Source organism: Clostridioides sp. LIBA-6822 (genome assembly GCF_056688955.1).
The window spans coordinates 1,075,961-1,094,063 of sequence record NZ_CP196995.1; the positions used below are offsets into that span (position 1 = coordinate 1,075,961).

Below are 18,103 nucleotides of genomic sequence, written 5' to 3' on the forward strand. Positions count from 1 at the left end.
TAAGTAATGGCAACGATTAAACCATTTAAGGCGGTTAGACCAAATAAATATATAGTAGATAAAGTAGCAGCACTTCCTTACGATGTTATGAATAGTAAAGAAGCTAGAAAAATTGCAGAAGGGAATCCATATTCATTTTTGCATATAGATAAATCAGAAATTGATTTAGATGAAAATATAGATTTATATGATGAAAAAGTTTATTTAAAAGCGCGAGAAAATTTAGATGAATTTCGACAACAAGAAATTCTAGTAAAAGATGATAAAGAGTGTATATATATATATAAACAAATCATGGATGGTAGAGCTCAAGTTGGTATAGTAGCATGTATATCAGTTGATGAAAGCTTAAATGGAACAATAAAAAAACATGAATACACTCGACCAGAAAAGGAAATTGATAGAACTAAGCATATAAAATACTGTGATGCTAATACGGGAACTATACTTGTAACTTATAAACATCAAAGATTAATAGATGATATAATCAACGATTTTATGGAGAATAATGACCCTTTATATGATTTTGTAACAGATGACAAGATAGAGCATACAGTATGGAAGATTGAGAATGATGATATAATATGCAATTTAGTAGATGAATTTGGAAAGTTAGATTATCTATATATTGCAGATGGCCATCATAGGACAGCTTCAGCAGAAAATGTAGCAAAAGAGATGAGAGCTAAGAACCCAAACTATACTGGAAAAGAAGAATTTAACTATTTTATAGCAATGATTGCACCAGATGAGAATTTAATGGTTTTAGATTATAATAGAGTTATCAAAGACTTAAATGGTTTAAGTGAGGAAGAATTTATAAATAAAATAAAAGAAAATTTTGAGCTAAAAGAAATAGAAGGAAAAGAAAAATATAAACCTGACAAAAAAGGAACTTTCGGAATGTATCTAGGTAATAAATGGTACAAAATGGAGGCTAATAAAAACTTATTAGAAATAGAAGACCCTGTTGATTCATTAGATATTTCTATATTACAAGACTATGTTATTGATGCTATTTTAGGTATTGAAAATCCTAGAGTAGATAAAAGAATTGACTTTATTGGTGGTATAAGAGGTCTTGAAGAATTAGAGAAAAGAGTTAATGAAGATATGAAGGTAGCGTTTGCAATGTATCCAACTAGTATTGAGGACTTGATAAGAGTAGCAGATGCAGGTAAGATAATGCCAGCTAAATCAACATGGTTTGAACCTAAAGTAAGATGTGGGCTATTTCTACATGAAATAAATGAATAATTAATAAAGGGCTAAGAAGTGAGAATTACACTTTTTAGCCCTTTTTTTATTGGAAATCATGCATCAAATATGAACATTAGGATATAATTTTTTCAATAATAGTTACCATTTTTTTAGAAATGGATAATTTTAACATATAGATGGTGATATTCTATGTTATAATTTAGAATGAAAAAATAAAAGGATATTATAATGTTCTACTAGAATTATTATCCGGAAACCTAAATTCTAAGTATGAATATAAAGTGTATGATTTTTGAATAAGGTTGAAATTTTATAAAATAGTGATAAATAAAAAAATGTATTTTAGGGGAGATAATACATATTATTTTTTTTGTATGAAATGAAGGGGATAGTAATTAATTAGAAAAGGAATGAATAATAATGAATATATTACATTATTAGCGTTGATATATTAAAAGTGAAGTTACAGTTTTAGTATTTATTAAGATTGAAGTATGAATGAAGGCTTTATAAATAAATATAAAGGTATATTGTTTAATTCTAATATAGGAATGCAGAAAATATTTATCGAAAAATCTTAAAAATAGGAGTGCATGCAAAGGTTTGCAATGTGAATAAAGAGCACTAAACTTTAGTTAAATGTTTCTTCTATTTTAAGATAACTTCCTACTGAAGAATTAAATAATATAGTTATATATAATGGGGATGTGAGTATGATGAACAGACTAAAACCAAGAGTTTTAGGTATTAGTATCTTGTTTATTATTATAATTATTTTAACTGGTGGTGCTATTTTTAAGTTTAAGTTTAAATTAGATAATAAGTTAAAAGAAACCACGCATATGTATTTGGCTGAGTTTACAGAACATAATATAATTAATCTTAAGACGAGGCTTAGTGGTCAATTTGACATGCTTGAATCCATTGCTAATTTCATTGGAAACTTGAACAATATAAATGATGAATTGGTAATTGATTTAATGGATTCTGGTGTAAAGCGAAGTTCTTTGATTAGAATGAATGTTTCTACATTAGATGGCAAAAGTTATTCTAATGATGGAATCATCAGTAATATTCAAGATAGAGATTACTTTAAAAAAGCTAAAAAAGGAGAAAGTAATATATCAGAGCCTTTAGAGTCTATTATTAATAAAAAAGAAATAATAGTTCTATCTACACCAATTTATAAAAGCGGGAAAATAGTTGGTGTTTTAAGTGGAGTTTATGATTCAACAAGGCTAAATGAGTTGTTAAGATTATCTGCATTTGATGAAAAAGCAGATGTTTTTATTGCCAAGAAAAATGGAGATATAATTGCTCAAAATATAAATGAAAATAGTCAAATGCTATCATGTATATTTAAGCTTTTTGACAAAGAGAATTGTGATGAAGTTGATTGTCTAAAAACGATAAAAGAAAATATGCAAAATAATAAATCAGGATATTCTAATTATAATTTAGATAATAAAAAATTTATGTTAAACTATCAGCCACTTGGAATTAATGATTGGTATATTTTTTCTGTCGTACCAAATGAAATAGTATCTATTCAGTCAGAAAATATATCTTATGATGTATATGTATTTGCATTAGAAATACTACTAGTTATATTGATTTTTATAGTATACATAGCATGTATTATAAATAACAACACTAAGGCCATTGTAAATGAAAAAGAAAAATTTAAGGCACTTACTGATAATATACTTGGAGGGGTTAAAAACTGTCTTAAAGATGAGTGTATGACTATGACCTATGTAAGTCAAGGATTTCTAGAACTTACGGGTTACTCTAATGAAGATTTAAATAGCATATTTAAAAATAAATTCAAAGATATAATTTATAAAGAAGACATAGACAAGTTTAATTGTATTATTCTAAATCAATTAGAGAAACAAGATAGAATTGAAGTTGAATATAGAATTGTAAAAAAAGATGGAAGTATAATTTGGGTTTTAGAGAGAAGTAAATCTATAAAAGATAGTAAAGGAAATGAGTGTATTCAGGGTGTTTTAACTGATATAACAGAGCTTAAGAAAATACAGGAAGAGTTAAATTCAAAAAGATTTGAAATAGAAGCTATCAACAATAGTATTGTTGGTGGAATAGTTATAACTGAAATAAATGACGATTTTGACAGTATATATTTAAATGAGGGCTATTTAAATATGATTGGATATACACGTAAACAACTAAAAGATGAATTAAATAATAAGCTAATAAAATTGATTTTTAAAGATGATAGAGTAGCAATGATTGGTAGCATCAATGAACAGCTCAAAGTAAGTGATACATTTGAATGTGAACAAAGAGTTGAGAAAAGAAATGGCACGATTGTCTGGGTTTTATTAAAAGGGAGAAGAATAATTTATGAAAATGGAAAATCTGTATTGTGTAGTGTTATTGTAGATATTACTTCTGCTAAATTATTAGAGCAAGAACTTAAAAAAAATGAAGAGCGTCATGAGATTATTATAAAACAGACACAAAATATCATAGTAGAGTGGGATATAAAAAAAGACCAAATGAATATCTCACCAAATTGGTATAATAAGTTTGGTTATGACCCTATAACTGAAAACGCAACAAAAAATATAATTAAATCAGTAGATATATATCATGATGACATGAATAAGTTTATTTCATTAATTAAACTTACTTCTGGAGGTAGTGAATATGAAGAGTGTGAAATTAGACTTAGAATTAGGGATACTACTTATGCTTGGTTTAGCATAAAGGCAACAACACTTTTTGATGATAATGGAATACCTTATAAGGTTGTAGGAAGTTTGACTGATATTGATGAGTCAAAGAGAGAAGCTGAAAAGTTGAAAGAAAGAGCAGAAAAAGACCCTTTAACAGACTTATATAATAAAAAAGCATCCCAATCACTTATAGAAGAATACATAACATTAGATAAAAAAAGAAAAGGTGCTTTAATGATTATTGATATTGATGATTTTAAAGGAATAAATGACAACTTAGGACATTTATATGGAGATGCTGTATTAAGTGAAATTGCGAGTGATTTAATCAATCTATTTAGAGCATCTGATATAGTAGGAAGAATAGGTGGAGATGAGTTTATTGTTTTTATGAAAGATATTTCTGAAACAAGGGATATTATAAATAAAGCAGATGAACTGGTTAAAACTTTTGAGAGGTCTTTTATAGGGAAAGGGTACAATTATAAAATATCGTTGAGTGTTGGAATTGCGAGATTCCCACAAGATGGTATGGACTATATGCAGTTGTTTAGAAATGCAGATATAGCTCTTTACTCAGCTAAGGGAAAAGGTAAAAATTGTTATACATTATATGATAAAAGAATTTATAAAGCACAGTATATAACTAACACGAGAAATGCAGATGAAAATACCAATATAGAGAGGTCTTTTAAAGAACATATAACAAATTATATATTTGATATACTATATGAATCAAATGATATAGAAATGGCAGTAAATTTAATTCTAGATATTGTAGGTAGGTATTTTAATGTAAGCCGTGTTTATATATTTGAGAATTCAGATGATAATCTAGCTTGTAAAAACACATTTGAATGGTGCAATGAAGGTATAAGTTCAGAAATTGATAATCTTAAAAATATTTACTATGATGATTTAGGTAATTATCTTTTAAATTTTAATGCAGATGGATTATTTTATTGTAATGATATTGATAACTTAGGCAGTGATGAGAAAAAAATACTTAAGCCACAAGGTATACGCTCAATGTTACAATGTAAAATTTTAGAAGGAAATGAATTTAGAGGGTTTGTAGGTTTTGATGAATGTTCATACAATCGTATGTGGACTAATGACGAAGTAAATACACTGATATTTATATCTAAAATGATTAGTATGTTTTTATTAAAAATGCGTATGCAGAACAAACTAGAAGAGTCTTTAAAGATTCAAAAGTCTGTAATGGATAATATGGATATATGGGCATACGTTATTGATAAAAATACTTATGAATTGTTATTTGTCAACAAAAAAATGCTTGAGTCAGCACCAAATACTCATGTAGGTGATTTATGTTATAAGGCAATCTGGAACAATCAAAATGAACCTTGTAAAAAATGCCCTATGAGACATTTAAAAGATATTGATGATACTTGTAAATCATTTATGCATAATAGAAAGTTTGATGTAAATGCAAACATAACTACAACTACTTTGAAATGGTTTGATGGCAAAGATGCATGTCTAATCTTTGGAAATGAAGTAAGTAGTATTCAGACTGAAGAAAATGTTTAAAATACTGTATTATAGATTACTTAAAATCACAATTTGAATTTATTAGACTTAAAATGTCTATATAAATCATTTAAGTTGTGGTTTTAAGTATTTTTTGTGATATAATTAAGCGTTAAGAACAAAATAGAAAGATACTTTTGTATGAAAAAATATTTGTTAAATATATATTAAGCAGGTGATAATATGGAAAATAAGTTTTTACCAATAAGTAAACAGGATATGATAGATAGAGGATGGGAAGAATTAGATTTTGTTCTAGTTACAGGAGATGCGTATGTAGACCATCATAGTTTTGGGACAGCAATAATATCCAGGGTTTTAGAAAATGCTGGCTACAAGGTTGGAATAATAGCTCAACCAGATTGGAAGACTACAGAAGATTTTATGAGGTTAGGAAAGCCTAGACTTGGATTCTTAGTCAATGCAGGGAATATGGACTCTATGGTTAACCACTATTCTGTTAGCAAAAAACATAGGGAGAAGGATATGTATTCTCCAGGTGGAAAAATGGGACATAGACCAGATAGAGCTACTATAGTTTATTGCAATAAAATAAGAGAAGCATATAGTGATGTTGCAATAATAATAGGTGGGATTGAAGCGAGTTTAAGGAGATTTGCACACTATGATTATTGGAGTGATAAGGTCAGAAAATCTATGTTAATAGATAGTGGAGCTGATTTATTAGTTTATGGTATGAGTGAAAAGCAGATTGTAGAGGTAGCCAATGCACTTAATGATGGATATGACCCAAAATATATTAGACATATTGATGGGACATGTTATGTTGCAGATACATTAGATGAAGTATATGATAAATATATATTAATTCCATCATATAAAGAAATATGTGAAGACAAAATGAAGTATGTAGAGGCTTTTAAAATTCAATATGATGAACAAGACCCATTTAGAGGAAATGTAATTGTTCAGCCTCAGGGGAGTAAGTATTTAGTGCAAAATAAGCCAGAGAAGCCACTTAGCAGAGAAGAATTAGACGAAGTCTATGGATTACCATATCAAAAGACATATCATCCTGTGTATGAAAAATTTGGTGGTATACCAGCGATAGAAGAAGTGAAATTTAGTATAGTAAGTTCAAGAGGTTGTTTTGGTAGTTGCTCATTTTGTGCAATAACATTTCATCAAGGTAGGGCAGTGCAAAGTAGAAGCGAAAAATCAATTATCGATGAAGCGATAGGAATAACAAATTTGGATGATTTTAAAGGATATATACATGATGTTGGAGGGCCAACAGCTAATTTTAGAAGGCCAGCATGTAATAAACAAATTACTAAAGGTGCTTGCAAAAATAGACAATGTCTATCACCATCACCATGTAAAAATCTAGATGCAGACCATAGTGAGTATCTACACTTACTTAGAACTGTAAGAAAATTACCTAAAATAAAAAAAGTATTTGTGCGTTCTGGTATTAGATACGATTATGTAATGGCAGATAAAAACAATAAGTTCCTTAGAGAGTTGATAGAACATCATGTAAGTGGTCAATTAAAGGTAGCACCAGAGCATATATCAGAAGAAGTTTTAAAATATATGCAAAAGCCAGCAGGAAAAACTTATGATAAGTTTAGACAGAAGTTTTTTGCTATAAATGAAGAATTGGGTAAAAAGCAATATTTAATACCATATTTAATGTCTAGTCATCCTGGCTCAACATTAAACAGTGCTATAGAGTTAGCTGAGTATTTAAGAGATACTCATTATCAACCAGAGCAGGTTCAGGACTTTTATCCGACTCCTGGGACACTATCTACAACAATGTTTTATACAGGTATAGACCCGCTTACAATGCAACCAGTTTATGTACCTAAGTCAAAACGTGATAAGGCGATGCAAAGAGCTTTATTACAGTATAGAGCACCTAGAAATTATGATTTAGTGTATTCTGCATTAGTAGAAGAAGGAAGAGAAGATTTAATTGGTTTTGGACATAGATGTCTAATAAAGCCAAGAGATGAGAAGCCTTATTTTAACAGAAATAATTCTAAGAAAAATACATCTAAAGGTGCAAATAAAAATAAAAGAGCTAATACAAATAACAAAACTAATAAGAATCAACAAAAAAATTCAACTAAAAAAAAGAAAAAATATTAGAATATAAATAAAAATATTTAAATAAGAAGGATAATTCGATAAATTAACAGAAATTAATATAAATAAATATAATTATTTTATAAGATGTTAGCTTTGGGAGGAAAAGATGAAAAAGTATATTTCTATAATATTGTTAGTAGTATTTGGGGTAGTTTTTTTAGGAGGATGTACATCAGAAAAAGGTAAATCTCCAAAAAAAGAGTTATCAGTTGTTAAAGAAGTAAAAGTGGCTGTTCCAGATGGATTACCAGCAGTAGCAATAGCTAAACTTGCAAATGAAAATCCAGAAATTAAAGAAGGCTACGAGACAGAGTATAGTATTGAGAAGACACCAGAGGCGATTTCTACTAGAGTGATGAAAAAAGATGTAGATATAGCTATAGTTCCATCAAACATGGCTGCAATAGCATATAATAAAACTTCAGCATATAACATTGTTGGTACTGTAGGAATGGGTTCACTTTATTTAGTGTCAACAGAAAATATAAAAGATTATTCTGATTTAATTGGTAAAGAAGTTGGATGTACTGGTAAAGGGCTTACTCCAGATATAACTATAAAGAGCCTTTTATTACAAAAAGATATAAGTTCTTCAGATATAAAATTCAATTATGTGAATTCAGCAAGTGAATTAGTGCCATTATTGGCTACTGGTAAAATTACAACAGGTATTGTTCCAGAACCTGCACTTAGTGCCTTGATGTCTAAAAATCCAGATATAAAAATTATAAAAAGTTTAAATGACTCATGGAAGGAAGTAAGTGGTTCAAAAGATGGTTATCCTCAATCTACATTAATTGTAAAATCTGAGTTCTTAAGAGATAATAAAGATTTTGTGGATTCTTTTGTCGGTCAATTATCAAATAGTATAGATTGGGCAAATAAAAATCCTGAAGAATTAGGGGCATATTCTGAAAAAATAAAAATATCTACGGAATCCAAGATAATAGGAAAAGCTCTTGAAAGAGCTAATTTAAAATATATTCCAGTTAAAGACATGGTTAAAGACTACAAAAACTACTATGATAAATTGGCTGATTTTGATGATAAGACATTAGGAGGCAAAGTACCAGATGAAGCAATATACTTTGTTGAGAAATAAAAAAAATAAAGAACAATTTATAGATAAATTAGAGGTAACACTTTCTTGTGTTATCCTCTTATTTTTATGGCAAATTATTGCTTTAAAAGTTGATAATGACATATTTTTACCTACAGTAACTCAAGTATTTAATAGCATTAAAGAAATCATACTAAATTCTACTTTCTATATAGATGTACTTTATTCTCTGGGCAGATGTTTTTTTAGTTTTTTATTTGCTATGATTTTTGCTATTATACTATCAATAATGTCTTACTTAAGTAGGTTTTTTAGAAATTTATTAAAACCAATCAATGCTTTAGCACGTTCAATACCAACTATGATATTGGTAGTACTTGCACTTATTTGGTTTGAAAAAGATAGTACACCTTTTATAGTTGGCTTTGCTATAGTTTTTCCTATCTTATATGATAACGTTTTGGGAGCTATATTTAATATAGATAAGAACTTGTTAGAAATGGCAAGTGTGTATAAAATAAGATTTGTAGATAAGGTATTAAAAATTTATTTGCCAGCCATAAAATTTCAAATTATATCTATATTAGTATCAACCTTTTCTTTGAGCTTGAAAGTTGCTATAGCAGGAGAGGTGTATAGTCAACCTACATATGGTATTGGAACTATGATACAGACTGAAAAAATCAATTTTAATACATCTGGAATATTTGCATGGATAATTATTGTTCTTTTAATTTCCGCCATTTTGCAAATAGCTCAAAAGTTTTTAGCAAGGAGAGCTTTTTTATGGAAAAGATGAAGCTAAGTATTGAAAATATAAATAAAAGATATGATAAGCATATTATATTTAAAAATTTTAATATTGATTTTTATGAGAATGAGGTTAATTGTATTCTTGGAAAATCAGGGTGTGGAAAAACTACACTTTTGAACATAATAAGTGGAATTATTAAAAATGATACTAACAATCTAAATATCAAAGACGAATTGAATAAAAGAGAAAGTAAATTGGAAGCTAGTTACATATTTCAAGATGATAGACTTATAGATTGGTTAACAGTAGAAGAAAATATAAAGATAGTCGTAAATAGATACTATAATAAAACTCAACTAAATAAAATTTGTGATGAGTATTTAGAATTGGTTGGAATTAGTGAATATAAAAAATTCTATCCTCAAATGCTTAGTGGAGGTCTTAGACAAAGAGTAAATATCGCAAGAGCCTTTATATATCCATCAAGAAATATTATTATGGATGAACCATTTAAATCTATTGATGCAAAAAATACACAAATTATAATGGATAATTTTAGAGATATACTAAAAAAAGAAAATAGAACTGTGTTATTTGTAACTCATAATATTGAGGAAGCATTATTTTTAGCTGATAGAATATTTATTTTGGGTGATTCTCCTGTTAGAATAAAAAAAATACTAAAAAATTCTAAGGAATTGGAAAAAAATGAAGTTTTGAAGTTAATATAGAGTTATAATAATACTGTTATTTTAAAATATGCTTATTTAAAAGTATAAGACTATATTAAAATAGTACAGAATATTCGAAAAGATGTATAATGTTCGTATTTTATGAGAGGGAAGTGAATGTATGGTTAAGACTAATGCTATGAGAATCTTAGATTCAAATAAAATTGATTATAAAGTAATGTCTTATGAAGTGAAAAGTGAACATGTAGATGGTGTTGAGGTAGCACATGATATAGGACGAGATGTAAATGAAGTGTATAAGACTTTAGTAACTCAAGGAGTTAGTAAGAATATCTATGTGTATGTAATACCAGTACATGAAAACTTGGACTTAAAAAAGGTTGCAAAAGTAGCTAAGGAGAAAAGTGTGGAGATGATTCATGTAAAAGATATAAATAAGTTTACAGGATACATTAGAGGCGGATGTTCTCCTATAGGTATGAAAAAACTTTATAGAACTTTTGTAAATGAAAGTGCAAAAAATTTGGATACAATTATCGTGAGTGCAGGTAAAATAGGATATCAAATAGAATTGTCACCATTTGATTTACAAAAGCTTATACAAGTAGAATTTGTAGATGTAATAAAATAATAAAAATTACATAAAAAACATAGAGACTATATGCTTAATGATAAGAGTTATATTGTTTATAACATTAGTAATAACTCTGAAATAAATATTCAGTTACTTATATGTAATTGTACAAAAATATTGAGAAATTTTAAGAATAATGGTAAAGTGTAAGTATAATCACGAATATTTTTTATAAAGTAATGGAGGGATGTTCGCTTGAGAAAAATAAAGTCTGAACAAATTATTGAACATGTAAAAAAACTTTGTATAGAAGCAAGTTTATATTTAGGAGAAGATGTTTTAAGTTGTATAAAAGAAAGAGCTAAAAGTGAAAAGAGTGAAGTTGGAAAAAATATATTAAATATATTAGTTGAAAATGCTGAAATAGCAAAAGAAAAAAATATACCAATATGCCAAGATACTGGTATGGCTGTATTTTTTGTTGAATTAGGACAAGAGGTTGTAATTGAAGGTGATACGCTTACTGATGCTATAAATGAGGGAGTAAGACAGGGATATGAAGAAGGGTACTTAAGAAAATCTGTTGTAAGCCCAATTAGCAGAGTGAACACAAAAGATAATACACCAGCTATTATTCATTATGAGATGGTGAAAGGTGATAAAGTTAAAATAGAATTTGCAGCCAAGGGATTTGGAAGCGAAAATATGAGTAAGATGAAAATGTTAAAACCATCAGATGGTCTGGAAGGAATTAAAAAATTTATAATAGATACAGTTTCAGAAGCTGGACCTAACCCATGTCCTCCTATGGTAATAGGAGTTGGTATAGGCGGAACTGTGGATAAATGTGCTCAAATAGCTAAAAAAGCACTTTTTAGAGAATTAGGAGAATTTAATAAAGATGAAAATATAGCTAAACTTGAAAGTGAATTATTAGCATCTATTAATAAGCTTGGAATAGGACCTCAAGGTTTGGGAGGTACTACAACAGCTTTAGGTCTAAATATAGAGACTTTTCCTACACATATAGCAGGTCTTCCTGTTGTTGTAAACATAAACTGCCATGCATCAAGACATACAAAGGTAGTAATTTAGGAGGAAAATAAAATGATAAATATAACTACACCTGTAAGTGAAATTGATATAGCTAAATTAAATTGTGGAGATACAATTAGTTTGAGTGGTATACTTTATACAGCAAGAGATGCTGCTCATAAAAGGTTGATAGAGTGTATAAATAAAGGAGAGGAATTACCATTTGATGTATATGGTCAAGGAATATATTATGTAGGTCCTACTCCTACAAAGCCAGGCGAAATTATAGGTGCTGCTGGTCCAACAACAAGTTATAGAATGGATGATTTAACTATACCTCTTTTAGAAAGAGGTCTTAGATTGATGATAGGCAAAGGAAAAAGAAGCGATGAAGTTATAGAAGGTATGCAAAAATATGGAGCAGTCTATCTTGCTGCGATAGGTGGAGCTGGAGCGTATATCTCAAATTCAATAAAATCATGTGAAATTATTGCATATGAAGATTTAGGAGCTGAAGCTATAAGAAAGATTGTAGTAGAAGACCTTAAACTTACAGTAGCTATAGATAGCTATGGGAATAATATATATGAGCAAGGTCGAGCACTTTATGAATGTAAATAAGGTTTAGAAATTTATATGCATATCAAAATTTAAAAACAGTTGTATATATTTTAAGGAGGAAAATTGATGTATAAGGATTATGCAAAATTGGCATTAGAAATGCATGAAATTAATAAAGGAAAAGTAAGTGTAGAAAGTAAGGTAGAAATTAAAACTAAGGACGATTTATCAACAGCATATACGCCAGGTGTTGCAGAACCTTGTTTAAAAATACATGAAAGTCAAGATGATGTTTATAGATATACTTCTAAAGGTAATCTAGTAGCAGTAGTTAGCGATGGAAGTGCTGTGCTTGGATTGGGTAATATTGGTGCTGAAGCATCTATACCTGTTATGGAAGGTAAGGCTATATTATTTAAACAATTTGCAAATGTAGATGCTTTTCCAATTTGTTTAAAGACTAATGATGTAGATGAGATAGTTAAATCTGTTGAATTGATGGAACCAGTATTTGGAGGAATAAATTTGGAAGACATATCTTCTCCAAGATGTTTTGAGATAGAAGAGAGACTAAAAAAATCTTTAGGTATACCTGTTTTTCATGATGACCAACATGGAACAGCAATAATAGTTGCAGCAGCTATAATAAATTCAATAAAGTTAATTGAAAACAAAAAAATGGAAGATTTAGAAATAGTTATAAATGGAGCAGGAGCTGCTGGTATAGCTATAGCAAAGATATTACTTAATATGAATGTTAAGAATATAATATTATGTGATAGAAGTGGTGCATTAGAAGCTAGTATAGAAAATCTAAATTATGTTCAAAAAGAGATGCTAGAAGTAACAAATATAAGAAATGAAAAAGGTTCTTTAAAAGATATTATAAAAGGAAAAGATGTATTTATAGGTGTTTCAGGTCCAGGAGCTGTTACAAAGGAAATGGTTGAAAGTATGTCTGAAAAGCCAATAATATTAGCAATGGCAAATCCTACTCCAGAGATAATGCCAGAGGAAGCAAAATTAGGTGGAGCGTTCATAATGGGAACTGGTCGTTCAGATTTTCCTAATCAAGTAAATAATGTATTGGCTTTCCCAGGAATATTTAGAGGTGCACTTGATGTTAAGGCTAAAGAAATTAATGAAGAGATGAAGATAGCTGCTGCATATGCAATTGCCAATACTATAAGTGATGAGGAAATATGTCCAGAGTACATATTACCAGATGTATTTAATAAAAATGTTGTAAAAAATGTTGCTGAGGCAGTTAAAGAAGCAGCTATAAAAACTAAAGTAAATAGAATATAATCTTTTTATAAACTTTATATATGATTTGTCTTATTTTTAAAAATATTTATAAATGCTCGTAGATCCTTATTTTATTGGATATATGAGCATTTTTACTATCTAATGATACTCATTATATTTTGTCGTGTTGATTTTTATTGTTGTGCTTATATGTGAGTGATATAATACAGGTATGATAAAGTGAAAAATTTAAATTTGTGGAGGTGTAACAAATGATGGAATATAAAGTTAATGACCAAGAACTTAATGCCTCAATGTTCATTCCGTTTGTCAACAGAATATGGCCAGGAGATTATGATATGGATAAAACACAGACTGCATTATCAAAAACATTGAATATAAGTGCTTATGATGATAAAGTGCTTGTGGGCTGTCTACGAGTTCTTTCAGATGGCTATTATTTTGGAACAATTACAGAGTTACTTGTTCTTCCAGAGTATCAGAAAAAAGGTATTGGCAGTAGACTTCTCCAGCTTGCCAAAGAAAATACACCAACCATGCTGTACTTTGGTGCACAACCAGGAGTAGAAGAGTTCTATGAAAAAAACGGATGCCAAAGGAGCTTACAATCCTACACAATAAAAAAGAAACGATAGTTGGAAATTGAATTAGTCTTGATATGATGATACAAGATAAGGGAGATTACACAGCTAAGCTGTGTATCTCTCTATCTTTATCAACACAAGTTATGATATTTACTATATACTTTTTCTTCCCAATATAAAAACCCAATTTTGATTAAAACATATGCCCTTATCATTTTGAAAAGGATAAAAACCAGTTTTTCTCTTACCATTTATATCTTCCTGCATACAAGTGATAATCTTTTCTTTTGCTGTTTCATTAGTAAAGGTTAAGTCTAGCCAAGCCATTAAATTTTGCTCGATTTTCTTTGAGTCACATTTTTCTATGTGTAAACCATAATTTTCAAATAGTTTTTGCATTTCATCTTTACTTAAGTTTTTTACATGAGATGGGTCACGCAAAGTTTCAAGTTTATCCTCTATACTTCTCAATGTTTCATGAGGAGCTTCCATGTCAATCATTATTAATTTACCATTAGGTTTTAATACTCTTACCATTTCTGAAAATGCAGTGTTTACGTTTGTGAAATGATGAAAAGCAAGACGAGAAAATACAATATCAAAACTGTTATCTAAAAATGGAAGTTCCTCTGCACAACCTTTCATAAAAAACATATTATCTAAGTGATTTTTATCTGCTTCTTTCTTTCCAGCTTGTAGCATAGACATTGTTGCGTCTAAGCATACTACTGCTCGTACAAAAGGTGAGAAGAAACGTCCACAAATACAAGTTCCCGAAGCTACTTCTAAAATAGTATCATGTTTATTGGGAGCTATATTGGACAGAGTATAATCTAAGTAATCTTGTTTTGAAAATTGTACAGTATCACTTTCAAAATTAGGGGCTTGTACATCGAAAGACTGATTAAGTATTTCTAAATTTGATGGTTTCATAGTGCGGTTCCTTTCTTATTTTCAATGTTAGTTTCCTCCTTATTTTATCTTTTTTAAATCTTTTTACAGACTATAATTTGTGTTCTTATTGATATTTGTTGACTGATAATGTAGTGTGTAATATGTAAGAGAATAAATCTGTATCTATTTACATGTCGCCATATGTGAAAATCATAGTCATATCTTCATTGTTATATTGACCTTTATCATTGTTCATATTATGATTTTATCACGATAAACTTCAAAAAAATATTAAAAAAACACCAATTATTATCACAATATTACCAAAGGAGAGATGAACATTGGATTTAGAAAAAGAAAAATACATCAATTCCATAAATCTGAATATAAATACTGATTTTCCTTATCTTGCTCTTGATGTAGTCAATGACAAATCTTATCCGAAAAATCTCGGTTTTCAAGTCATGCATTGGCATGATGATTTACAATTTATATATGTACTGAGTGGAGCAATCGAAGTTACGACTCTTGATGACATTGTTCAAGTTAAAACAGGAGAAGGAATCTTCATCAACAAAAATGTTATACATCATGTAAAACATATTAAAGATTGTCATTATAATAGTTTTATTTTTCCAAACTATTTTTTAGAATTTTATGCTGGAGCTTATGTAAAATCATTTGTTGATAGTGTGGTAGAGAACGAACAATTTACTTTCTATCACTTTATACAGGGGAGTGTTTGGCATGACGAAATATTGTCTGTTTTGAGTCAATTAGCAGATATAGAAAATAATAAAACAGAATTTTATATATATGAGGTACTAGTTTGCCTTTCTTCTCTTTGGCTTACAATGATAAAGAATATTAATTTCCCAAAAAGAAAACAAAAAAATATAGTGAATATCTGTATACAAAAAATACTTCGATATATTGAAGAAAATTACTCAGAAAATTTAACCTTAGGGGATTTAGCAAAAAGTGCAAATATTAGTAAATCAGAATGTTCAAGATGTTTTAAATCCAGTTTAAATACTACACCATATAAATATCTAAATGAAATTCGTTTATTAAAAGCAACACAACTGCTGAAACATACAAATGAACCTATTGGTAATATAGCTGTAACTATTGGGTTTAACCAAATGAGCCATTTTGGTAAATGCTTTAAAGAAAAAACAGGATATTCTCCAAAAGAATATAGAGATATGGAAAACTTGAAATGAGTTTTTTATATGGAATAATTTTATTAGTTTTTTTATTTTTAATATGACATAATAATGTCATATTAGTCTTGATATAATTTGAATATGGTTAGGAGCCAAAGAAAAATATAAGGAGTGATTTAAAATGGAAGAAACTAAATTTTGCCAATGTTGTGCTATGCCAATGGGAAAAACTGATGAATTATATGGGACAAATAAAGATGGAAGTAAAAGTACTGATTACTGTAGCTATTGTTTTAAAGATGGTGAATTTATAGCAGATATAAGTATGAAAGAGATGATAGAGGTTTGTATACCTCCTATGCTTGAAAGTAATAAAGGCATGACTGAAGATGAAGCAAGAACAATGATGAATAGTTTCTTTCCAACATTAAAACGTTGGAAGTAAATTTATACAAAATTCGTAGATAGTATAAAATTTATAAAAATTAATAATAAATATATTGATTCTGAATGCTGATTAGATTTATTTAAATAATGTATTAGGTCAGTTTACAAGGAAGTGTATGAAGAAGAATATAAAATATGATATTAACAACAAGTGGTATGCCTCATGGCATACCACTTGTTGTTGGCTGAGAGTTCAGTTCTTATTGTATGGTTAAATCTACATTATCCTCAAACGGCAAAGTTTAAAATATGTTCTTTCTACGCTATTTATCTATCCATGTCTTTTTTACCTCAAGATTTATCTGATTAAGAATCTTTAGCCAATTATCAGATTAAAAAAGAAGTAAATATGAAATAGAAAATATCTTTCATTTTTACTTCTTTTTTTACAGTATAAAATTTTTATTCTACTTTAGATAAGTTCCTTCTTCATCTTGATAAATTAATCCTTTTTTCATAAGCACTCCAAGAGCACGTTTAAAATTTTTCTTGCTTGAATTAAATAATATAGAAATATCTTTAGGGTCAGACTTATCATTAAATCTCATATATCCATCAGAGCCTTCTAAATAACTTAAAATTTTATTTTCTAAAGTATCAAGTTCATCTTTTCTATTTCCTCTAGGAGAAAGTCCTAGTTTTCCATCTTCATATACCTTTATAACATGTAAATTTTCAAGAACATCGCCAGTTTTTAATTCAGTAAAGTATTCATTATGAAGTATTACACCAGCATATTTATTATCTACACATATCATGGCAGAATTATTAGTTTGGAATCCATATACAATTCCAGTTACAACATCTCCTACATTGTAAGTATGGTCTGTTGATAAATATGAATCTATATCTGTAGTAGCAGCAATTCTTTTACTTTTATCTAAATATATATAAAATAAATATTTTTCATCCCTAAATAATGGATAAGTCTTAGCTTTAAAAGGAACTAGTATATCCTTAGAAAGTCCCATATCTATGAAAGTTCCAATATCTGTATTGTCAACTACTTTCAAATGTGCTACATCTCCAACCTTAGCTAAAGGAGGTATTAAAGTAGCAGCAGTTCTATCATCAGAATCTTTAAATATGAAGACATCTACTTCATCACCTATATTTACTTCATTTTTTCCGACTAATCTATTATGAAGAAGTATATCGTCTTTTGTGTTATTAGTTTGTCCATCTAAAAAATATCCAAACTCAGTTTTTCTTTTCACTGTAAGTTTATTAAAATCACCTATGTTTATCAAATTAAAATCATCCTCTCATTTTATATTTATAATTTAGCCATAATATACCTATGTAGTAGTTTGTCACAGTATATGTATTAGTATTAGTGAAATTTGAAATAAATAATGTAGTTATTTATGCATTTTTCAATTCTCTAGCTTCCTATATAGTATAAACTCCAATTTCTTTTTTGTCTTTAGATTTTACTAAAATTTTTACAAAATAAGTTAAAA

The 18,103-nt window shown here is 28.5% G+C and carries 15 protein-coding genes; 13 read left to right on the forward strand and 2 right to left on the reverse strand.

What is annotated here, in order from left to right:
• Nucleotides 1–6: 6 nt before the first annotated feature.
• The 11 genes from ACTG48_RS05280 to ACTG48_RS05330 all read left to right on the forward strand — a co-directional run bounded on the left by ACTG48_RS05280 (nt 7) and on the right by ACTG48_RS05330 (nt 14,181).
• Nucleotides 7–1,257 (forward strand): DUF1015 domain-containing protein, encoded by a 1,251-nt coding sequence (locus ACTG48_RS05280; RefSeq protein WP_021383787.1) that lies wholly within the window; start codon nt 7–9, stop codon nt 1,255–1,257.
• 677 nt (nt 1,258–1,934) lie between these two features.
• Complete coding sequence (locus ACTG48_RS05285; RefSeq protein WP_479918311.1) at nt 1,935–5,483, forward strand: sensor domain-containing diguanylate cyclase; 3,549 nt, start codon at nt 1,935–1,937, stop codon at nt 5,481–5,483.
• A gap of 183 nt (nt 5,484–5,666) precedes the next feature.
• The gene (locus tag ACTG48_RS05290; RefSeq protein ID WP_479918312.1) at nt 5,667–7,601 is read left to right on the forward strand and encodes a YgiQ family radical SAM protein; all 1,935 of its coding nucleotides are present in this window, start codon (nt 5,667–5,669) and stop codon (nt 7,599–7,601) included.
• Nucleotides 7,602–7,707: 106 nt separating this feature from the next.
• Complete coding sequence (locus ACTG48_RS05295; RefSeq protein WP_479918313.1) at nt 7,708–8,703, forward strand: ABC transporter substrate-binding protein; 996 nt, start codon at nt 7,708–7,710, stop codon at nt 8,701–8,703.
• The gene (locus ACTG48_RS05300; protein ID WP_021383772.1) at nt 8,675–9,460 is read left to right on the forward strand and encodes an ABC transporter permease; all 786 of its coding nucleotides are present in this window, start codon (nt 8,675–8,677) and stop codon (nt 9,458–9,460) included. The genes ACTG48_RS05295 and ACTG48_RS05300 overlap by 29 nt, the downstream gene beginning before the upstream one ends.
• A complete protein-coding gene (locus tag ACTG48_RS05305; protein WP_479918314.1) occupies nt 9,448–10,146 on the forward strand; it encodes an ABC transporter ATP-binding protein in 699 nt (232 codons plus the stop codon). Before ACTG48_RS05300 ends, ACTG48_RS05305 begins: the two co-directional genes overlap by 13 nt.
• Nucleotides 10,147–10,267: 121 nt before the next feature.
• Nucleotides 10,268–10,738, forward strand: a complete 471-nt coding sequence (gene ybaK / locus ACTG48_RS05310) for a Cys-tRNA(Pro) deacylase (protein WP_479918315.1) — start codon at nt 10,268–10,270, stop codon at nt 10,736–10,738.
• A gap of 198 nt (nt 10,739–10,936) precedes the next feature.
• Entirely contained in the window at nt 10,937–11,776 is an 840-nt protein-coding gene (locus ACTG48_RS05315; protein WP_479918316.1) for a fumarate hydratase, read from the forward strand.
• A gap of 12 nt (nt 11,777–11,788) precedes the next feature.
• Nucleotides 11,789–12,337: a Fe-S-containing hydro-lyase gene (locus tag ACTG48_RS05320; RefSeq protein ID WP_479918317.1), complete on the forward strand. Its 549-nt coding sequence runs from the start codon at nt 11,789–11,791 to the stop codon at nt 12,335–12,337.
• Between the two features lie 66 nt (nt 12,338–12,403).
• Nucleotides 12,404–13,585, forward strand: coding sequence for an NAD(P)-dependent malic enzyme (locus tag ACTG48_RS05325; RefSeq protein ID WP_479918318.1), 1,182 nt, complete (start codon nt 12,404–12,406; stop codon nt 13,583–13,585).
• A gap of 254 nt (nt 13,586–13,839) precedes the next feature.
• A complete protein-coding gene (locus ACTG48_RS05330; RefSeq protein ID WP_479918319.1) occupies nt 13,840–14,181 on the forward strand; it encodes a GNAT family N-acetyltransferase in 342 nt (113 codons plus the stop codon).
• 102 nt (nt 14,182–14,283) lie between these two features.
• Here ACTG48_RS05330 and ACTG48_RS05335 read toward each other — a convergent pair whose 3' ends face one another.
• Nucleotides 14,284–15,063 (reverse strand): class I SAM-dependent methyltransferase, encoded by a 780-nt coding sequence (locus ACTG48_RS05335; RefSeq protein WP_479918320.1) that lies wholly within the window; start codon nt 15,061–15,063, stop codon nt 14,284–14,286.
• Nucleotides 15,064–15,365: 302 nt separating this feature from the next.
• On the opposite strand from ACTG48_RS05335, the gene ACTG48_RS05340 reads away from it, so the two are divergent.
• Nucleotides 15,366–16,250, forward strand: a complete 885-nt coding sequence (locus ACTG48_RS05340; protein WP_479918321.1) for an AraC family transcriptional regulator — start codon at nt 15,366–15,368, stop codon at nt 16,248–16,250.
• Nucleotides 16,251–16,374: 124 nt separating this feature from the next.
• On the forward strand, nt 16,375–16,638 hold the full coding sequence (locus tag ACTG48_RS05345) for a zinc ribbon domain-containing protein (protein ID WP_479918322.1): 264 nt from the start codon (nt 16,375–16,377) through the stop codon (nt 16,636–16,638).
• Nucleotides 16,639–17,047: 409 nt separating this feature from the next.
• Here the strand turns inward: ACTG48_RS05345 and ACTG48_RS05350 are convergent, their stop codons facing one another.
• Nucleotides 17,048–17,890: a CvfB family protein gene (locus ACTG48_RS05350; protein WP_479918323.1), complete on the reverse strand. Its 843-nt coding sequence runs from the start codon at nt 17,888–17,890 to the stop codon at nt 17,048–17,050.
• Nucleotides 17,891–18,103 lie beyond the last annotated feature (213 nt).